General features: G+C 40.7%; 18 protein-coding genes. 5 read left to right on the plus strand and 13 right to left on the minus strand.

Annotated features, from left to right (window positions below):
• Positions 1–45 precede the first annotated feature (45 nt).
• Positions 46–822 carry an enoyl-CoA hydratase-related protein gene (locus MKZ25_RS16100; RefSeq protein ID WP_340802366.1) on the plus strand — a complete coding sequence of 259 codons (777 nt, stop codon included), beginning with the start codon at positions 46–48 and terminating at the stop codon, positions 820–822.
• Between the two features lie 239 nt (positions 823–1,061).
• On the opposite strand, the gene MKZ25_RS16105 is transcribed toward MKZ25_RS16100, so the two are convergent.
• From MKZ25_RS16105 to MKZ25_RS16135, 7 genes are all read right to left on the minus strand, one after another.
• Complete coding sequence (locus MKZ25_RS16105; protein WP_340802367.1) at positions 1,062–3,035, minus strand: S9 family peptidase; 1,974 nt, start codon at positions 3,033–3,035, stop codon at positions 1,062–1,064.
• A gap of 145 nt (positions 3,036–3,180) precedes the next feature.
• Positions 3,181–4,731, minus strand: coding sequence for a fatty acid--CoA ligase family protein (locus tag MKZ25_RS16110; RefSeq protein ID WP_340802368.1), 1,551 nt, complete (start codon positions 4,729–4,731; stop codon positions 3,181–3,183).
• A gap of 138 nt (positions 4,732–4,869) precedes the next feature.
• A complete protein-coding gene (locus MKZ25_RS16115; protein WP_340802369.1) occupies positions 4,870–6,804 on the minus strand; it encodes an ABC transporter permease in 1,935 nt (644 codons plus the stop codon).
• The gene (locus MKZ25_RS16120; RefSeq protein ID WP_340802370.1) at positions 6,776–7,549 is read right to left on the minus strand and encodes an ABC transporter ATP-binding protein; all 774 of its coding nucleotides are present in this window, start codon (positions 7,547–7,549) and stop codon (positions 6,776–6,778) included. The genes MKZ25_RS16115 and MKZ25_RS16120 overlap by 29 nt, the downstream gene beginning before the upstream one ends.
• Before the next feature lie 47 nt (positions 7,550–7,596).
• Positions 7,597–8,580: a sensor histidine kinase gene (locus MKZ25_RS16125; RefSeq protein WP_340802371.1), complete on the minus strand. Its 984-nt coding sequence runs from the start codon at positions 8,578–8,580 to the stop codon at positions 7,597–7,599.
• A complete protein-coding gene (locus MKZ25_RS16130; RefSeq protein WP_340802372.1) occupies positions 8,580–9,284 on the minus strand; it encodes a response regulator transcription factor in 705 nt (234 codons plus the stop codon). Before MKZ25_RS16130 ends, MKZ25_RS16125 begins: the two co-directional genes overlap by 1 nt.
• A 154-nt stretch (positions 9,285–9,438) precedes the next feature.
• Complete coding sequence (locus MKZ25_RS16135) at positions 9,439–10,431, minus strand: lipoate--protein ligase (RefSeq protein ID WP_340802373.1); 993 nt, start codon at positions 10,429–10,431, stop codon at positions 9,439–9,441.
• Between the two features lie 139 nt (positions 10,432–10,570).
• Here MKZ25_RS16135 and yhfH point away from each other — a divergent pair, with 139 nt between their 5' ends.
• Complete coding sequence (gene yhfH / locus MKZ25_RS16140) at positions 10,571–10,696, plus strand: protein YhfH (RefSeq protein ID WP_008406441.1); 126 nt, start codon at positions 10,571–10,573, stop codon at positions 10,694–10,696.
• 161 nt (positions 10,697–10,857) lie between these two features.
• On the opposite strand, the gene MKZ25_RS16145 is transcribed toward yhfH, so the two are convergent.
• The 6 genes from MKZ25_RS16145 to hemE form a co-directional block, all read right to left on the minus strand.
• The gene (locus MKZ25_RS16145) at positions 10,858–13,044 is read right to left on the minus strand and encodes a YhgE/Pip domain-containing protein (protein ID WP_340802374.1); all 2,187 of its coding nucleotides are present in this window, start codon (positions 13,042–13,044) and stop codon (positions 10,858–10,860) included.
• 89 nt (positions 13,045–13,133) lie between these two features.
• The gene (locus MKZ25_RS16150; RefSeq protein ID WP_340802375.1) at positions 13,134–13,709 is read right to left on the minus strand and encodes a TetR/AcrR family transcriptional regulator; all 576 of its coding nucleotides are present in this window, start codon (positions 13,707–13,709) and stop codon (positions 13,134–13,136) included.
• Between the two features lie 85 nt (positions 13,710–13,794).
• A complete protein-coding gene (locus MKZ25_RS16155; protein ID WP_340802376.1) occupies positions 13,795–14,289 on the minus strand; it encodes a FixH family protein in 495 nt (164 codons plus the stop codon).
• A gap of 205 nt (positions 14,290–14,494) precedes the next feature.
• The gene (hemY, locus tag MKZ25_RS16160) at positions 14,495–15,928 is read right to left on the minus strand and encodes a protoporphyrinogen oxidase (protein WP_340802377.1); all 1,434 of its coding nucleotides are present in this window, start codon (positions 15,926–15,928) and stop codon (positions 14,495–14,497) included.
• 12 nt (positions 15,929–15,940) lie between these two features.
• A complete protein-coding gene (gene hemH, locus MKZ25_RS16165) occupies positions 15,941–16,873 on the minus strand; it encodes a ferrochelatase (RefSeq protein ID WP_251690373.1) in 933 nt (310 codons plus the stop codon).
• Positions 16,874–17,030: 157 nt separating this feature from the next.
• Positions 17,031–18,083, minus strand: coding sequence for a uroporphyrinogen decarboxylase (hemE, locus tag MKZ25_RS16170; RefSeq protein WP_340802378.1), 1,053 nt, complete (start codon positions 18,081–18,083; stop codon positions 17,031–17,033).
• Positions 18,084–18,293: 210 nt separating this feature from the next.
• On the opposite strand from hemE, the gene MKZ25_RS16175 reads away from it, so the two are divergent.
• The 3 genes from MKZ25_RS16175 to MKZ25_RS16185 all read left to right on the plus strand — a co-directional run bounded on the left by MKZ25_RS16175 (position 18,294) and on the right by MKZ25_RS16185 (position 19,998).
• Positions 18,294–18,800, plus strand: coding sequence for an antibiotic biosynthesis monooxygenase family protein (locus MKZ25_RS16175; RefSeq protein WP_340802379.1), 507 nt, complete (start codon positions 18,294–18,296; stop codon positions 18,798–18,800).
• A 122-nt stretch (positions 18,801–18,922) separates the two neighbouring features.
• Positions 18,923–19,474 carry a chromate transporter gene (locus MKZ25_RS16180; protein ID WP_340802380.1) on the plus strand — a complete coding sequence of 184 codons (552 nt, stop codon included), beginning with the start codon at positions 18,923–18,925 and terminating at the stop codon, positions 19,472–19,474.
• Complete coding sequence (locus MKZ25_RS16185) at positions 19,471–19,998, plus strand: chromate transporter (RefSeq protein WP_340802381.1); 528 nt, start codon at positions 19,471–19,473, stop codon at positions 19,996–19,998. Before MKZ25_RS16180 ends, MKZ25_RS16185 begins: the two co-directional genes overlap by 4 nt.
• Positions 19,999–20,093: the final 95 nt, after the last annotated feature.

Raw genomic sequence — 20,093 nt, forward strand, 5'->3', positions numbered from 1 at the left:
ATGTACTATAAAATTAGATTAACAAACTTCAAGGAGGCAGTAAATGTGAATACTGTAAAATATGAGCAAAAAGACTTCATTGCATATGTAACACTTGATCGCCCCGATATGTTAAACGCCTTTAATTATGAAATGCTGGAACAATTGCGCCATGTCATTGAATCCATCCAAATCCACCCTGATATTCGTCTTGTCATCATTACAGGTTCCGGTGACAAAGCCTTTTCGGTTGGTGCGGACTTAAAAGAACGAAAAACATTGCCGGATACACTTGTTAAACGTAATTTAAACCTTTTCAGGGAAGTATTCACGCTCATTGAGCAATTACCTCAACCGACGATTTGTGTATTAAACGGCTATGCCTTTGGTGGCGGACTTGAGCTTGCTCTTGCATGCGACTTCCGTATTGCTGCTGAAACAATATCACTCGGCTTAACGGAAACAGGCTTAGGCATCATTCCGGGTGCCGGCGGAACACAGCGACTGCCGCGCCTAATCGGTGAAGCGAAAGCATTGGAGCTTATTTTGACCGCAAAACGTATGACTGCCCATGAAGCACTTGACTATGGTGTCGTGACGAAAGTGGCACCGGTCGAAAGTTTACATGAAGTGACGGCCGAATTTGCCGCACTTATTTTACGAAATGCACCGATTGCGATTCAGCAGGCTAAATTTGCTGTAAAACAAGGGATGAAAACAGATATTCAAACAGGTCTTCATATTGAACGAAAAGCCTATGAACTGACGATTCCAACCGAAGACCGCATTGAAGCACTGAATGCCTTTGCCGAAAAAAGAACACCACAGTTTAAAGGTAGATAAATTTATTACTAAAGAAAACAGGGCCCTCTGGGAGGAAGCCCTGTTTTATCTTTGTTAAGTAAATTATATATGTTCGCGCTGTGGAATCACTGAAGCGAAATCTTCATCCCCGTCCAGGCTAAAGCGCCAACTCCTTGGCCATTTCAGTCCCTCCGTGCAAAAGTGGTGAACCGTTTACTTTTGCGTCGGGCATTCCAATGGCTGGTGGAGTTGGACGGGCGCTTTAGCGCTTTTATTCTCTACAAGTATTTCTCGAACCAGCCTGTAATTTGCTCAAGTCGTTCTAATCGTAAGTTCGGGATACCTGTACGTGACAAGTTATGGTCACATTCAGGGAAACGGACGAAACCGACCTCTTTGCCCATTTTCTTAAGCGTAATATAAAGTTGCTCTGCCTGTTCAATCGGGCAGCGGAAATCACGTTCACTGTGCAAAATAAGCAGCGGTGTCTCCACATTTGCCGCATATTTCAGCGGTGAATGGTGCCACAGTTTTTCCACATCATTCATATCAGCGAGCATTTGCCATTCCGAGAAATAATAACCGATGTCCGATACGCCGTAGAAGCTGATCCAGTTCGAGATTGAACGTTGTGTAACAGCTGCTTTAAAGCGGTTCGTATGACCAACAACCCAGTTCGTCATGAAGCCGCCATAGCTTCCGCCTGTAATCCCTAGACGTGACTCATCGATCCATGCATAGTTTTCCAGGGCATAATCTACACCAGCCATAATATCTTCATAGTCCCCATCACCATAATTGCCGCGCACACCATCAACAAACTCCTGGCTGTAGCCATGACTGCCTCGCGGATTTACATAAAGTACGCCATACCCTTTCGCCGCCAATAGCTGCATCTCATGGAAAAACGTATTCGCATATAAAGTATGCGGTCCGCCGTGCACTTCGACAATTAACGGATATTTTTCTCCTTCTGTATACTGTGCAGGTTTCATAATCCAGCCATGTACAGTCAAACCGTCTTTTGAAGGATACGAAATCGCTTCCGGTTCAGACAGCGCAATTTCTTGTAAAAACTTTTCGTTAAACGTTGTTAACTGCTTACGATCACCTGTTGTAATATCAAAGTCAAACAGCTCTCCGGGGAATGTTCCATTGGATACCGTCAATAATGCACGATTGCCGTTTTTAAAAATTGCGTAGCCGTATACATGCTCATTTTCCGGTGACGCAGGATAAAGTGCGCCTTCCAACGTTGCATAATATAAACGGATATCCCCTTCAGTCGATACTTGGAAATACAGATCATTGTTTTCCGTCCATACTACGGATGGAGCTGATACACCTTGCTGAATATCTGCAACCGCATAGTCGCCAACCGGCAAGTCCAGCATTTCCGTCAGCTTCCAGGTTGTTTTCGTTTCTGTATCATGAATATAAACATGGCCATGTGTAGCATTTCTGAATGAATGATCCGAGCCGCCAAATGCAATGTAACGGTCATCAAATGAAAACTCAGCCCCGCCAAAGTAACCATCTTCATCTATTAGAACTGTTTCTTCTTTCGTATCTACATCAACAAGGTAGAGCGGCGTGCGGAATACATCATCCGTATTTTCTGCACGGTTCACACCGATCACCAATGTTTTGCCGTCATGTGATATGCCTTGTAAGCTATGTGAATAATCGCCTTCTGTAAATGTATTTACTTCTTTCGTTGCTAAATCAACAGAAGCAATTTGTGTATAGCGGTTCTGCTTCAATAACCCGACACTGTCTGCTTTGTATTTCATTTTATCCACGACATAGGCTTTCGGGAATTTTGTGTCTTCCTTTTCTTCCTCTTTCGTAATATCCAGCCCTTTTTTAACGGTGCTTGTTATCCAGACTTTCTGACCACAAGGGCTCCATAAAAATGAATTGACGCCATTTGGAAGTGTCGTAATTTCCTGTGCTTCCCCGCCACGGCGGTTTAATATGTATAGTTGCTGTTTTTCATTGCGCTTCACTAAAAAGGCGACTTGTTTTCCGTTCGGAGACCACTCGGGATTTGTCACACGTTCATTGCCGTAAGTCCATTGCGTTGTTTCTCCTGACTCCAGGTCGATATGGAACAAATGGGCATTATAATTATTTTCTTCTTTATTGATCTGTGTTCGAATAAATACGGCCTCTTGCTCATTTGGCGCAAGTACCGGATTTGTAATGGATTGAATTTCGAACAAGCTTTCTTTTGTAATATACTTTGTCATTAAAACACCTCTTCATTTATTTCGATTCCCGTAATATTAATGTACCATCTTTTGTTTGAAATTTCAAAATATAAATTTATATCGTTACCTTTTTATTATCCCATTTAAAAAACACCCGCCACAAAACTTGGCAGGTGTCGGAATATTATGTTCTTGCAATTTCTTTTAAAGAACGGCGCAGAATTTTGCCTGTTGTGTTTTTTGGCAGCTCGTCCAAAATTTCAATGACAGTCGGCACTTTGTATTTCACAATACGGTCTGCACAGAACTCGCGAATCGCTTCAATTGTTAAAGTCGGGTCCTTCAACACAACGTAAGCATGTACCGCCTCACCGAAATCCGGATCCGGGAAGCCTACTACCGCCGCCTCCACAATACCTTCATGTGAGAACAATACTTCTTCTACTTCACGTGGATAAACATTGTAACCGCCTACAATGATCATATCCTTTTTGCGGTCAACGATGTAGAAGTAGTCTTCCTCGTCTTTTCTTGCCAAGTCACCTGTATATAACCAGCCGTCGCGAATCGCAACCGCTGTTTCTTCCGGCATATTGTAATAGCCTTTCATGACATTCGGCCCGCGCACGATCAGCTCGCCTACTTCACCAACGCCCACTTCATCGCCATTTTCGTCGACCACTTTGTTTTCAACATTGCTGATCGACTGACCGATTGAGCCTGGTTTACGCTCACGGTCTGTTGGGTTGAAACAAGTAACAGGTGAAGCTTCAGATAAGCCGTATCCTTCAGAAATTCGTACATTGAACTTTTGCTCAAAGTTGTGCAGCAATGATACAGGTAATGAAGCACCGCCTGAAATTGCTAAACGAATTGTGGAGAATGCGGCAACATCCGCTTTGTCGTATTGATAAAGGAAATTGTACATCGTCGGAACGCCCGCAAATACCGTTGCTTTATAAGTCGAAATCAACTCGAAAATTTCTCCTGGACTAAAGCGTGGCGCTAATAAAATCGTGGCGCCGCGTGTTAACGGTGAATTGACAACTACCGTTAATGCAAAGACGTGGAAAACCGGCAATGTTGCCACAATACGGTCTTCTGATGTCATTTTCAGATAATCGCCGATATCTCTGGCATTCGAAAATAAATTGTTATGTGTCAGCATGGCACCTTTCGGATGACCTGTCGTACCGGAAGTATATAGAATAATGGCCGTATCATCCGGCGCTACTTCTACTGGATCCGTTGTACGTGCTGTTGTTGACAGTACTTGTGAAAACAGCTTCGTCTTTTCTTTCGCCCCATCTGAAAGCGCTGCATACTTTTCGCCGATGTCTTCTGTCGTTTCGCAAATGATATATTGTTCTACTTGCGGGAATCTATGCACCCCTGCTTCCACAAGCGGTAATAATAAATCAAGTGCAATGACAACTTTTACATCACCATTTTGGATGATATATGAAATTTCATCTGCTGTATAAATTGGATTAATCGGAATTGCCACAGCACCAATACGCATTGACGCGTATAAGCTGATGATGAAATGCGGTGTATTACCTAATAAAAACGCGATATGGTCGCCTTTTTGTACACCCAAATCTTCCAGAGCAGCTGCAAACCGTGCAACTGATTGCTCCAATTCACCGTAAGATGTGCCTTTACCTAAAAAGTAGTACGCTGTTTTTTCTGGTTGTTCGAAAGCTTGTTGTCTTACCTTTTCAACTAAATTCAATACACCCATCCCCCTATTGCGTAAAATGAAAAAATATTCACTCTATTAGCATTATAGAATAAGTATATTAATAAAACAATATGAAAATCTCGTTTATTCATAAATATTGTACTAAAATCATTTTTTCTCTATTTAAACTCACCCGCGCACATGTGAAATATAACGCCAGCGGATTAAGTAGAAGTAGACAATTTGAATAAGCGCAAACATTGTAAATGAAAATACAACTTCTTTTACGATCGATAAATTCATGACATCATTCAATACGGTTTGCACAACATAGAACGCAAAAGCGCTGTGTATAAAGGCTAATCCCCATGGCAGGAAAAATTGTATCATTAAATTCCTCGTAATCAGACGCTTCAGTTCTTTACCGCTCAATCCTACTTTAATGAGCATATCAAACTGTTTTTTCTCCCGGTCCAAGTTCGCATATATTTTGAAATAAACGAAACTTCCCGACGCAAGTAGAAATACAGCTACTACTAATATACCGATGAGTGTTAATAAAGAATACGTAGCTAATATATAAGAATAATTTAATCCGGCATTTTCAAAGTAAAATGGCAATGTATATTCACTGTTGATCAAATAATCGCGGGCGACCATCTGCTGAATATCGATTCCGACATTTTTCGTTTCGGTCCAGTTAGGAATATCAAACGTAAATAAATGATAACCAGGCTCTACATATGGGGCCATTTCAAACTTATTTGTCAGTTTTTCAAAGTCCTCATCACTAATAATAATGGAGTTGCTGCTAATAATAGCCGTCGGGAAAAACATTTTCGGGTACACACTGTTAATCGTCAGGTCCACATTATTTTCCTTCAGTACCGTTTTCACTTCCGTTTTCTCCAGCTTTTCAATCGAGTCTTCCGAATAAGGGATGAACATTGCTTCCCCGCTTTTCAGATTCACTAAAGGATATTTGTACGAAAACAGAAGATGGTTAATATCCGTTTCCCGGAAAACTTCCACCGGATTCGATGTATACGATGATGTTTGGCGCATGACCGTAAAGCGCGTCATATGATAACTGATTCCATTAAACTCAAGTTCATCAATTACCGATAAAATATGTTCAATTTCATATGGATTATCCATTTCCCCTTTATAAATGAGGCCGATTGGATTGATTTTGTCATACTGTGATGTATAAGAAGACATCGCCGATAAAACACCGACCATTAAAAAGGCCAGTGTCGAGACGAGGGTCACAATGAAAAACATGCGTGAATTGAAACGTAAAATCTGCACCTGTTCGGCAATCGCGAGCATGCGTGCCCGTTTCCAGTAAAACTGTTTATGCCCCTTCAACCGGTCAATAATATAAAGTGTCGTATCCGAAAAGAAATAGTAGGTTCCCAATGTCACGAATACAGGGATCAGTAATGTATATGAAAAAATAGATGACTTCGTTGTAATCAGTGCAAGCCCGTACCCGCATAAAATAAGGATAATTCCTAAAATGGCATTACGCTTTGAATAGGACACGGCAGCATCCACAAACTTCGGACCTCTTATAAAGTTCCGGATTTTAATATCCGGCGTAAATAGGATACTCAACGTCGAGATGACGATAAATGCGCTCAAATAAACGAATAATGTCAGCACAAATGGCTCCCATGACAAATAGAGCGGCAATGCATTTAAATTTAAAATTTCACGGACAATCATAAAGAAAAACTTCGAGAACGCGAATCCGAAAACAATACCCGAAATACAGGAGAAAATTCCGATTGTCATTGTTTCAATGATGACCAGTTTTCCTAACTGATTCCGGTCCATCCCAAGATGAAGCAATATCGCGAACTCTTTAGACCGCGCTTCCAAAAAGGCACGCATCGAGTAAAAAATAAAAAACCACGAAAACAGCACGAGAACGACTTCTGCAAAAACCATTCCGGCTATCGAGACTTCCCCTAAAATACCACGTTCGATTTCAGGATGAAACATGAGCATCGAATAGATAAAGAACACAAAAACACTGAAAAAGCTCGCCATAAAAAAGGCGGCATAGTTACGAAAATTCCGGAAAACGTTACGGTAAGCGAATTGAAGAAAAGTCACCTACATGTCCTCCTAATAAACTTAATACATTTAAAATGCGCTGGAAAAATGTTTGGCGACGATCGTCTGTATATATTTCATTGAAAAACTCGCCGTCTTTAATAAAAATAACTCGATCGCAATAACTCGCCGCAATCGGATCATGTGTCACCATTAAAATCGTCGTATCGTTTTCTTTATTCATTCTTGCTAAAAGTTCCAGCACTTCGCGTGATGCATTCGAATCCAGATTCCCTGTCGGCTCATCGGCTAAAACGAGCATCGGTTGGTGGATCAGTGCACGTGCAATTGCAGTTCTTTGGGCCTGTCCACCTGATATTTCATTCGGACGCTTCATTAAAATAGACGTTAAATCGAGCCGCTCACTTAAATAGTGCAGACGTTCCTCCATGACAGATATCGGCTGTTCATCAATTGTCAGCGGTAAAATGATATTTTCCTCCACCGTCAATGTCGGCAGCAGATTAAAGTCCTGGAAAACGAATCCTAGCTGGCGGCGTCTGAAGTAGGCCAGTTCCTCACTGTTGAGCTTTTGCGGTTTCATCCCATTAAAGATGATTTCGCCGGATGTCAGTGTGTCAATCATTGATACCATATTCAATAATGTCGTTTTGCCGCTGCCGGATGGACCCATAATTGCGACAAACTCACCCTTCTCCACTTCAAAACTAAGCTGATTGAGCGCTCGCTTCGTCACTTTTCCTTCATATACTTTCGTTGCATCTTGTATTTGTAAAATAGACATAGTAACTCCTTTTAAACAAGTCTGTTTCTTTCAATCAATAATAATCCTCATGACTGAAAAATCACTTCAATTTGTGTACCTTTACCAACTTCAGATGTAATCAATAGCTGGTGTCCGAGCTTATCACAAATCTCCTTTGCGATATAGAGTCCCATGCCGGTAGATTCTCCGGTTTTCCTGCCGTTTTCACCGGTAAAGAACGGCTTCATTACACGGGGTAAATCGGATTTGGGAATGCCGACCCCTTCATCGCGTATGAATAAATGGACGTGCTGTTCTTTTTGCTCCGCCGTTATATATAACTTTTTATTCGGTTCAAATGTATATTTCACCGCATTTGTAATGAACTGCCCAATAAGGAAGTTCAGCCATTTCATATCGCTCATGACGATTAACTCTTCGTCGATGTTCACTTCCGGAAACACCCGGTTGGCGATAAACAGACGTTTATTGTCATTTACATTTGCCATGATCGCCGATTTCAAAGGCACTTTTCCGATTTGCATATCATCCGAGAAGTTTTCCAGACGTGCATTCACTAAAACCATTTCAAGACCGCGCTTCAAACGTTCGGTTTCTTCCTGCACACTTTTTTTATCCAGCTCCTCTTCCTGCTGCAGCAAAAGTTCCAAAACCGAGACAGGCGTTTTCATCTGATGTACCCACTGGTTCATAAATTTATATTGTCTGGACTGGGTCGCATAAAGCGCCTGTACTTCATGCTGATACAATTTATACAGCTCATGCAAATAACGCTCCGTCTCCATATATTCCGTTGTTTTCGCATTCTTTTGAAGGGCATCCTCCATCGTTTGCGGCAGCGTGGAAATCTTCGCTAAATAGCGGCGTCTCAACATATAGCGCACGACTAAAAATGAGACAATGAGAAGAAGGCTGATCGCAATCGCGTAAATGCCGGTAGTGACACTGCGAAAGCCGTCCAGCCAAAATAATGAAAGCAAAAATAATGTGAGGAAAATTTGAAAGATTACGTATGAAAGGTGCTCCTTCACAAATAATTTGATCGCCATTACATTTCCTCCGAGCTTAATAAGAAGCGGTACCCTGCTCCGCGCACGGTTTCAATAACAGAAGAAATGCCGTAATCGGCCAGCTTCTTCCGCACACGCGTCATATTCACGTTTAATGTGTTTTCATCAACGAATGCCTGATCGTCCCACAATTCTTCCAACAGCTGTTCGCGTGACACGACTTTCGGCGCTTGCCCCATCAATAATCCTAAAATGACACATTCCTTCTTTTGAAGCGGCACAACGAGATCCTTCAATTGAAGTTCCATCCGTTCCAAATACAATGTAAGCTGTCCTTGTACAATTTTCCGTTCTTCCTGTCTTGCAGAATACTCACCATATGTACGACGTAAATGGCTTCGAATTTTAGCGAGCACGATTTCATAGTTAAACGGCTTCGTTATAAAGTCATCCCCACCATTTTCCAGTGCAAATATTTGATCCATTTCCCCCGAACGAGCGGAGATAAATAAAATCGGACACTTCGTAAATTGTCTCAGCTCCCGGCACCAATAGTATCCGTCATAGGAAGGCAGATTAATATCCAGTAAAATTATGTGAGGAGAAAATGCGATGCATTGCTGTATTAAGGAATCAAAGTCTTCAATCGTTTCGACTTCGTACTGGTATTTTCTTAATGTGTCTGCCAATAGTGCAGCTATTTTAGGATCATCCTCAACGATGAAAATTCGATGTTTTTCCATCTGAATGACCTCCTTTTCAATAGGTTTCCAACTAAAATATCCCTACATAAGTTAATTGTTCATATTGTTCCATTGTATCAAAAAAAGGGGGCTCCCGAAAACAGGAGCCTCCCTTTCTACACTCTCTATTACATTCATGATGATTGACAAGCTGCTAGTAAATTAGATGAAGGAAATCCTCTTCCGTAATCCCGCCAAAGTATACCGGAATTTCAATATCTTTCAGCTTTTCTGCAATTGCGGCACGGTCATATTTCGTTCCGACCAGAAGTTCTCCAACCTCATCCACATCACCGACACCAAAGAAATCCCCGAAGATTTTCGCCTCTTCAATGACCCCTTTATTCACTTCCAGACGAATATCCAGGCTGCCTGAAGGGAAACGCTTCGTTTTTTGAATGTTAAAGCGCGGTGACTTTCCGTAATTCCACTCCCATAACTGGTAACGGTTTTTCGAAATTTCATGGATGTTGTCCCAATCTTCTTCCGTCAGCTCGTAATATTGAATATTTTCCTCGCCGCCGAAAATCGATTTTAAAATTTCCATACGGAACTGATCTACCGTGATTTTTTCTGGAAGGAAATCAATAATGTTCGCAACACGCGAGCGCACGGATTTGATTCCTTTTGACTCGATCTTGTCCTGTTTTACTTTAAGCGAGTTCACCACAGCATCAATATCCAGGTCGAACATAAGTGTCCCATGGCTGAACATGCGGCCACGCGTTGAATATTGGGCATTGCCCGAAACTTTTTTCCCTTCAGCCAAAATATCGTTACGGCCTGAAAGCTCGGAGTTAACCCCTAATTTTGCAAGCGCATCAACAACAGGCTGTGTGAATTTTTTATAGTTGCTGAAGCTGTTGCCGTCATCCTTTGTCAGGAAGCTGAAGTTCAGATTGTTTAAATCATGATAAACCGCTCCACCGCCGGAAAGACGACGTACTACAATGATTCCGTTTTCTTCAACGTAATCTGTGTTGATTTCTTCGATCGTGTTTTGATTTTTTCCGATGATAATCGAAGGCTGATTAATATAGAACAGTAAAAAATCATCCTTTTCGATATCCATGTTTTTCAGTATATACTCTTCTATTGCCAAGTTAATACGCGGATCTGTAATTCCTTTATTATCGATAAAATACAAAAGGCTCACTCCTTCAAAAATCGTCCATTTATATTTTAACTTAATTTAGGCATTTTGTGTTGACGAATTAAATCTGTTATAATACAATACAATATATAAACAGAAGTAGTATAACAGAAACTTAAAGGAGGCATGCACAATGTTAGAAAACGTAGTGGAATTTTTCAAGAATTTACCTGATAAAATTTGCGTTCAATGCGGTGATAAAATCGAAGAACAAAGCGAGTGCTACAGCAACAATTGTGATAAATGTAACTCTCTTTAATTCTTTACACACTGTTTAATTCGCATTACTGACAACTTCATCTTAGAAATGGGATGAACCTATAATAGCTTACTTGAACCACGGGCTTGCTCAATGCTCGTGGTTTTTTCTGTATAAAAAAGCATGGATTCAAGTAATTACCCGAATCCATGCTTTTTCTTCTATTGTTCTGTTTGTTGTTTTGAATAACGTTTTTTATAAAGCAATGCAAAGTAACCGAACGTGATTGCTAAGCATGAAATCATAACTGCACCTAAAATCGACCAGTTGAACATTAGGAATGATGTATCACCAGTTGAAATGGCTGCTTTGAAGCCTTGTACAGAGAATGTCATCGGTAAAATTTTATTGAAGAAATGCAATTGCTCTGGTACTAGCTCAATCGGGAATGTCCCTGCACTTGTTGTTAATTGAAGAATCAACACGACGATGGCAATAAATCGTCCTGGATCACCAAACACAGACACAAGCAATTGAACCATAGCTAAAAATGTAAAGCTAGTTATAATTGTTGTCAGAATGAACTGCGGCATATTATTTACCTCAAGTCCAAGCCCCCAAACGACAATTGCAATCGTTATAAATGACTGCACCAATCCAACACCGATTAATACAGTTACCTTACTTACAAACCAGCTTGCACTGTTTTTCGGGATAACAGCCGGTTCAACAAATGGGAATACAATCGAAATTAATAATGCCCCGACGAATAATCCTAAAGAAATAAAGTATGGTGCAAAACCTGTACCATAATTCGGGACATGGTTTACGGAATCTTTTTCGACTTCCACTGGAGAACCGACCATATTGTACGTTTCTTCAGTCGGATTTACAGCCGCTTTTTCACCAGCCTCCGTTAACTTTTCAGATAAAGTTGTCGTACCTTCCTTCAACTCTTTCGTACCGTCTGCTAAAGTAGTAGAACCTTGTGCCAACTCACCTGACTTTTCTGCCAGCAAGCTAGTACCGTCATATAATTTATTCGAACCATCCACTAATGTGTTCAAACCTTGTGCTAATGTGTTGGCACCTGTTGCTGCACTTGATGCGCCTGCTGTTAGTTCATTTAGTTTTCCGGCAATTGTCGTATTGCCTTGTGCTAATGAATTGGCACCTGCTATCAGCTGTGCTGAATTTTGCTGTAATTGTGCAACACCTGCAGTTACTTGTTGCTGTCCTGCATTTAATTTACTTGCACCTTCACTGATTGCCGCGATTTTATCGTCCAATCCGTTTGTTCCTGCGTGTAGCTGGCTTAAACCGCCACTTACTTGTTTACTGCCTTCTTGCAGCTGCCCTAGTGCGGCTTTTAATGCTGCCTGATTTTCTTCAGGGAGCATAGGTAATATCGCTTCCAGCTGCCCCGCCAATTGATCCATACCGCCTGCTACATTAGCTGAACCATCTGCCAGCGCTTTTACCTTGTCATCGATATTCGCTGTGCCTTGTGTTAATAGTTTCAGGTTTTCAGCTAAACTTGCCTGACCGGATGTGATGTCCTTTTGCCCGTTTGCTACTTGTGCAACACCATCAGTATAGCTTTCAATACCTTGCTGCAATGTATTGGCGCCATCTGCGGCAGATTTTGCTCCTGCTTCAAGTTGACTGCTGCCATCCGCAATTTTTGCTACTCCTGCCGCCAAATCACCAGCACCTTTCGCAGCATTTTTAGCACCGGTAACTAAAGTGTCAGTACCATCGGATAGTTGAACAGAGCTTGATGCCAATTGTTCTAAATAGCCTTTCAACTCATCAGCGCCATCCGCCAGCTTTGCGGCACCTTTATCCAGTTCTCCTGCTCCATCTGCCGCTTCGGTAAAACCGTCACCAAGCTGTGTAATAGAATCAAATAATTTTTCGGCATATGTTGCTGAAACCTGTGTATTTACTTCCGCTTTAATACGATCCATTGCAGTTTCACCAATTTGTGCGCCTAAAAAGTTGAAGCCTTCATTTGGAATATAATCAATAACCAACTTTTGTGGTTCTTCATCTAATAATGTCGTTGCATGCTCAGAGAAGTTTTCCGGAATTTTAATTAAAATATAATACTTTTGATCCAATAATTTTTGGTCCGCTTCCTTCGCATCAACTTCCTCAAACTGGAATTGCTCGCTATCTATCAGCTTGTCGACCAATGTTTGACCGAGCTCCATTGTTTCCTCATCCATCATAGCCCCTTTGTCTTCATTGACAACGGCAACCGGCAGGCTCTTTAAATTGGCATATGGATCCCAAAATGCCCATAAGAACATCCCGCTGTACATAACAGGAACAAAAAGAACGGCAATAACTGAAATAAGCATTTTCTTTGTTTTAAAAATCTTCAGCCATTCTGCTTTTATCACACTAATTTCCTCCTTCTAAAACTACATGACCAATATCGTCATTCGGTCATTTCATGGTAAAAAGAAACCACTTCACCAGGAAGTGACTACTACTTTTTCTTTGCCAAACCACGGAAAATGGTTTCGCTGAATAATGTTAAAATTTCTTGTTCATTGAGTGGTTCATTATGCGTCAACTGCCAGTCTACAATAAAAGCCAAATACGATTTAAACAATAAAAAAGCTACATGCTCAGGATTACAGTCAATGACCTCATCTTTTGCAATGCCGTTTCGAATACGCATCGAGACGTATGAAATGATTTCCGACTCAATTTTTAACAGCATTTGCTGTACTTCTGGAGTTCCAAGTGCTGTTTCCTCTTCTATTAGTTTAGCAAACAGTAAATGACGCTCACGGAACTGCAGCATTTTCATCAATGCTGTATGGGCATTTTGCATAAAGCTCGCATTTGCATCGATTAGCTGATCTGTTTCGCGCTTCATTTCACCGATTAAATGGAATACAACTTCCTGAAACAGCTCTTCTTTATTTTTAAAAAAAGTATATATAGTCCCTTTTCCTACATTTGCAATTTTAGCAACTTGTTCAATCGTTGTCGCTTTATATCCAAATAATGTAAACGACTTTGTAGCAGCTATTAAAATTTCATGTCGACGATCCATAAATCCACCTCCTCAAAAAAGTGACCAAATGAACACTTCGGTCATTCAGTCACTATTATACACCGTTTTATTCATATTGCAATATTTAATGGTTATGGTCTTCTTCTTTTTCTTCTTCTTTTTCTTCTTCGTCATGTTCCATCGAATTAGAACTTGTATCTTCCAGCACTTTGCTCATATCAGGGTTGCCGACGATCAGCTCCTGCTTTGGCATCACATGCATTCCTCGTGCCGTCGTATGAGCAAACATATAGTATACGCCATCATGGTCAAACGTATAGTCAGCGACATAGATTCCGTCTTCTGTCAGTTCTCCGTCCAGCATCTCCCCTTCATCGCGAAGGCCAGATTCCCATACTTCAAACTTCACTTCTTTTGCATCATTTACCGCTTCATCATCTTGAGTTACACGTGCTGCAAGCTGAATCTTTTCCCCTGCATTTAATTGTTCAGCCGTTTGAATATGTACATCTACAATTGCCGGTACCTCGGCAGTATCAAGTGTCTCAACTTCAGGATCATCGCCACATCCTCCCAGTAAAAAGGGTACTGCTACTAAACTGTATAACCATTTTCTCATCATGAAATCTCCCATCCTTGTTAACAATTATGTAATTTACTGCAATCTTTTCCCCATCTTTATAAGCGTACTAAAAAATCCGGACAGATGCATACTATAATTAAGATAAATTTGTGAACCATTCGGAAATTCTTCAAACAAAAATGCTGCATTAAAAGCGATTCACTTTTAATACAGCATTTTGTTCAATTAGTCTACTGAATTGTTACATTGCTAATTTTGACTCGGCCAACTGGTTGAGTAATTGCTCGGCAGTGTGTCTTCCTTGCAATACACAGTCTGGAATACTAATTCCCTCATAGGAGCTTCCTGTTAACAAGACATTCGGAAACTCCTGATAAAACTGTTTTTTCATAGTTGACATGCGAGACTCATGACCAATTGTATATTGAGGCATTGCTTCCTTCCAGCGGGCAACTGTCGTCAGTAATGGCTGGGCATTCAACCCCACCGCCCGTTCCAAATCCTGCAGTACGATTTTTTCGATTTCACTGTCAGGCAGTTCCACAATCGATTCGTCCCCTACACGGCCAATGTAAACCCTCAACAGCTCATGGCCATCCGGTGACACATTATCCCATTTCCTGTGACTCCACGTACAGCTTGTAATCGCAAAATGACTATTGCGTGAAACGAAGAAGTTAAGTGCATCCTCATATTTTTGCATCGAACCTTTTTCAAATGCCATCGTAACCGTGGCAATTGTCGCATAGTTCATGTCCGGAGCTTTCAGCATCGTTGTTGAATCTGGGAAGATTTTTTTTGTTACATTAAAAGGTGTCGTCACGACGATTTTATCTGCTTGGATCGACGTACCGTCATTCAATTCTATAAGATGCGTGTCATCATTATTTTTTTCGATGAAATTCACTTTCAATCCTTTTAAAATCGTTACATCCGTTAAGGCCTTTTCCAATGTTTCAATTAAAGATTCCAATCCGTTTTCGAATGATTCGTAATGCAGTTCACCTGGAGTATCCACGAGCGCGTAAATACCTTTTCCGGTTTTTTTCATACCGAGCAGTAAACTGCGGTATTCTTTTTCCAACTGATAAAACTGCGGGAACATCGATAGCATACTAAGATGGTCAACATCACCTGCAAAAGTACCCGCCAATACCGGCTCCACTAAATTTTCTACAACTTCTTTACCAAAGCGTCGATTGAAAAATTCACTAATCGGTTCGTCTGCAGCATGCGGTAATTTCGGTAATAACAAATCTCCTGCTGCGCGGAATTTCCCCATTAAGGATAGAACATTCGATGTCATGAACGGGAAGATTTTAGGTGACCCCCCAAGCAGAATATTGCTCGGAATTTGGTGTAACTTGCTACCAACTGCGATGAATGTTCGACCATAATTATTTTGAATCATCTCATGTTCGATATTTAAATCACGTGCCAACTTTCGGACACTGCTACCTGTATCAAAAAACGATTCAGGCCCACGTTCGATAATATACCCATTTTGCCGTACTGTATGGATTTTACCACCTAAACGTAGTGACGCTTCGATCAGCACGATGTCTATCGGTAAATTATGCGCCTTCGTTTTTTGCTGTAAATAGTATGCCGTCGTTAAACCAGTGATGCCACCGCCAACGATAACAATCTTCTTCCTTTTTAAAGTCACCCTCATCATCACTCTCTACTATTTCGCTAATTTTTTATTGATAGCATCTACCATTGCATCAATGAATAAAGGATGTGTATTTGGCATTGTCGGGCGATAGTAGCTTGCACCGATTTCGTCACAAACAACTTTACACTCAATGTCATTATCATATAGCACTTCTAGATGCTCTGTAACAAATCCTACTGGTGTATAGATGAATGCTTTATAACCTTTTTGCTCAAATAATTCCTTTGTTAAGTCCTGTACATCCGGTCCTAGCCACGGCTCCGGTGTTTGTCCGGCTGACTGCCAGCCTACTTCAACATTCACAATATCAGAAGCCTCTTCGATTAAACGTGCTGTTTCGATTAACTGCTCTTCATACGGATCGCCTGCAAGCTTAATTTTTTCCGGCAATGAGTGGTTAGACACGATTAAGCACGCATTTGCACGTTCTTCTTCAGTCATTTTCGCAAGCTCGCCATTCACGGCATTTTTCCAGAATTCAATGAATTTAGGCTCGTCATACCATGCTTCAACAGAAGTGATATTTAATGTTCCGCCTAATTTTTCTGCAGCTTCTTTCGCTCGTCCATTGTACGATTTAATCGAGAAAGTTGAGAAGTGCGGTGCTAAAACGATTGATACCGCTTCAGTGATTCCTTCTTTCACCATTGCTTCTACAGCATCTTCTACGAATGGTTCAATATGCTTTAAGCCGATAAATACTTTATATTCCACTTCATCCTGTACTTCGTTCAAACGTGCACATAATGCATGGGCCTGTGCTTCCGTCATTTTCGCAAGCGGAGATATACCGCCGATTGCACGGTAACGTTCTGTTAAGTCGTCCAAATGTTCCTGACTCGGTTTGCGGCCATGACGAATATGTGTGTAATAACGTTCGATATCTTCTTCTTTGTATGGCGTACCATAAGCCATTACTAATAACCCGCGTACTTCTTTCATGTAAGTTCACCTCTGCATGTTTTTAAACACGTTTCTTTTTTTATTAGTTTTAAAGGTTTTACATCCCATTTATTTTTGGGTGCTCTCCAGTCAACCTTCATCTATATAGTTTTCTCACCTACACCGGTGAATGGTCAAATTTAAACCTATTGTTGTATTATGAACGTTTTGCGATTTGTTCGCGGCTGTATTCGTGTACAAATGTTGTCAGTCGTTTTAATACAGCTGGATCTACTTCAGGGAAGACGCCGTGGCCTAAGTTGAAAATATGCCCGCCAGTATGTGCTAAACCTTGATCGACAATATCTTTTGCGCGTGCTTCGATTACGTTCCAGTCTGCCAATAATAATGTAGGATCCAGGTTCCCTTGTACCGCTTTTGTAACGCCGCGCGCTTCTGCTTCACGGATAGGTAAACGCCAGTCCAAACCTACTACATCGACTGGCAGGTCATGCCATTCGTTTACTAAATGCGATGCACCTACACCAAACTGGATTAACGGCACATTTAATGCGCGCAATTCAGCAAAAATGCGTGTCATCGTCGGCTTGATGAAAATACGGTAATCTTCCACATTTAATGCACCAACCCAAGAATCGAAAATTTGGATTGCCTTTGCACCAGCTTCTACTTGCGCTGTAATATCCACAATAATCATATCAGCCAGTTTTTCCATTAAAGCAAACCATGCTTTCGGCTGCGAAACCATGAATGATTTTGTTTTAGCATAGTTTTTACTTGGGCCGCCTTCGATCATATAGCTCGCAAGCGTGAACGGCGCACCGCCAAAACCGATTAACGGAACATTTAACTGTTCTGTTGTTAACATTTTAATTGTCTCCAACACGAAAGGTGTATGCTCCTGTGCGTTGAAGTCACGCAAGTTTTCCACATCAGCAGCTGAACGGATAGGATTTGAAATAACCGGACCGATTCCTGCTTTTATTTTTACATCAATTCCCATTCCTGGTAAAGGGGTAACGATATCTTTATAAAGAATCGCAGCATCCACGTTGTACTGGTCGACAGGTAAACGTGTCACATATGCGCATAACTCCGGCTGCATTGTAATCTCTTCTAATGAATATTTTTCTTTTATTTCACGATATTCTGGCTGTGAACGGCCTGCCTGGCGCATAAACCAAACCGGAGTATGCTCTACTTGCTCACCGCGAGCAGCACGTAATAATGTGTCATTAAATTTCATCATGTTTGATTTCTACCCCTTAAAGTAAATTCTTTTTTATTCTATACCTCAAAAACGCATTGATATCCATCATCGACTATAAACTTTTCATAAATAATTGTATAGATTTCTTTAATAAATGTCATAAATTTGTCTCTTCTGCTACAGAACTTTTTGACAAATGGCTTGAACATCTTTATAAATGGAAATAATAGTGTAAAGGAGGTCGGTCATATGAATTTTTATGTAACTTCAGGAACACCTGACTATATGGAAAAATTAATCGTAAAAAATCCACAGCACCCTTTAATTTTATTGCACGGTAATGGAAATTCGGTGGTGTTGCACGAAACAGATAGGAAATCTATTTTCGCAGTACCTCGCAAGTTTGAAGTCATTGCACAAGACGGGCAGTTTACGCAAAAAGGCTATTTTACTTTTTTCAATATGCCCATTATGTCAGATGAGCGCCCGGTTTTCGAGAAAAAAGCTCTCGACGTCATCCCTGCATTGAATTCCAATGACGCTGTAATTGCCTACCGTTTACTGCGTCCGGTTAAAGCCGAAACCTATCTATTTATTATTCAATGGGGCGGACCTGCTTCCTATGAAGTCTGGAAAGCCAGCGATGAGTATAAAACTACATTTGCCCCTGTTTTTGAAGGTACGACACAAGTGTTACAGTCGATGTTTAACTCATCCTCCTATATTACGACATATAGTGCAGCTTCAAAAGAATAATGCTTTTATGAAAAATGCTACGATTGTATTTCGTAGCATTTTTATATAAAATAATACATATTTACAAAATCTTTCGTTTTCCGAACTATTCTGCTTCTAACTAATTAAAAGGCGGTTATGATGTGAAAATTCAAATTCAGTTGTTCAAAGCTTTCTTTGTGTCTGGAATTCTTGGGTTCGGTGGGGGTCCGACAATAATTCCATTACTTCACAAAGAAGTGGTGGAAAAGTATAAACTTATGACGGATGATGATTTTTCCGATGTTTTATCAATCGGAAACACACTTCCTGGTCCGATTGCGACAAAGATGGCAGGCTATATTGGTTACCGTATAGGCGGAGTGCTCGGGTTAATCAACGCCTTGTTTGCGACGGTAATGCCTACTGTACTATTAATTATTATTCTATTAAATTCTTTGAAACAATTTAGCAACTCCGATTTTATCAATAATATGTCTAAAGGGGTTATACCGATCGTGACAGTAATGATGGGGCTGTACGCATTCGACTTCCTGAAAAAATCGCATAAATCTTTAGGTCTGAAAATCAGCGCCATTATTTTCTTATATAGTTTTATTACGATGGTTGTATTCGATCTCCATCCTGGGATTATCATTGCTTCCCTCTTAATATTGGCGCTTGCACTGCCAGCTAAAGGAGGAAAAGAACAATGATATTTTGGGAACTTTTTATTGCATTTTTAATACCGAATCTTTTGGCATACGGTGGCGGGCCTGCTTCAATCCCATTAATTGAGCATGAAGTGGTGGACAGGTATGAGTGGATGACGCAAAGTGAATTCAGTGAATTTCTTGCTTTGGCAAATTCGCTTCCCGGTCCAATTGCAACGAAGATGGCAGGCTATATCGGATTTGAAGTCGGCGGATTTTTAGGGAGCATTATAGCGTTATTTGCAACAGTTGCCCCTACCCTGATTTTAATGATCACACTTTTGAATCTACTACATAAATATAGAGATTCGCCTAAAGTAATGCGGTTATCAAGCTTTGTCTTACCTGCAATTGCCGTATTATTAATTTCATTAACATTCGATTTCGCAAAGTCTTCCTATGAATCAAATAAACTGATTCCAACAATTTTAATGATTGCCGGAAGCTATATTGCATTGGAAAAATTTAAAGTTCCTTCTATTATAGTTATCGCCGTCGGGTTATTAATTGGCGGATTCTTGTTATAAATATAATGAAGTGTATTATAACCCAAAAAGCTACTTTTCTCTGAGAGAAAAGTAGCTTTTTTGATGAGCTCTAAAATTGATTTCCATTCCGGGGA

Origin of the sequence: Solibacillus sp. FSL W7-1464 (assembly GCF_038004425.1) — a bacterium.
Lineage (GTDB): Bacteria > Bacillota > Bacilli > Bacillales_A > Planococcaceae > Solibacillus.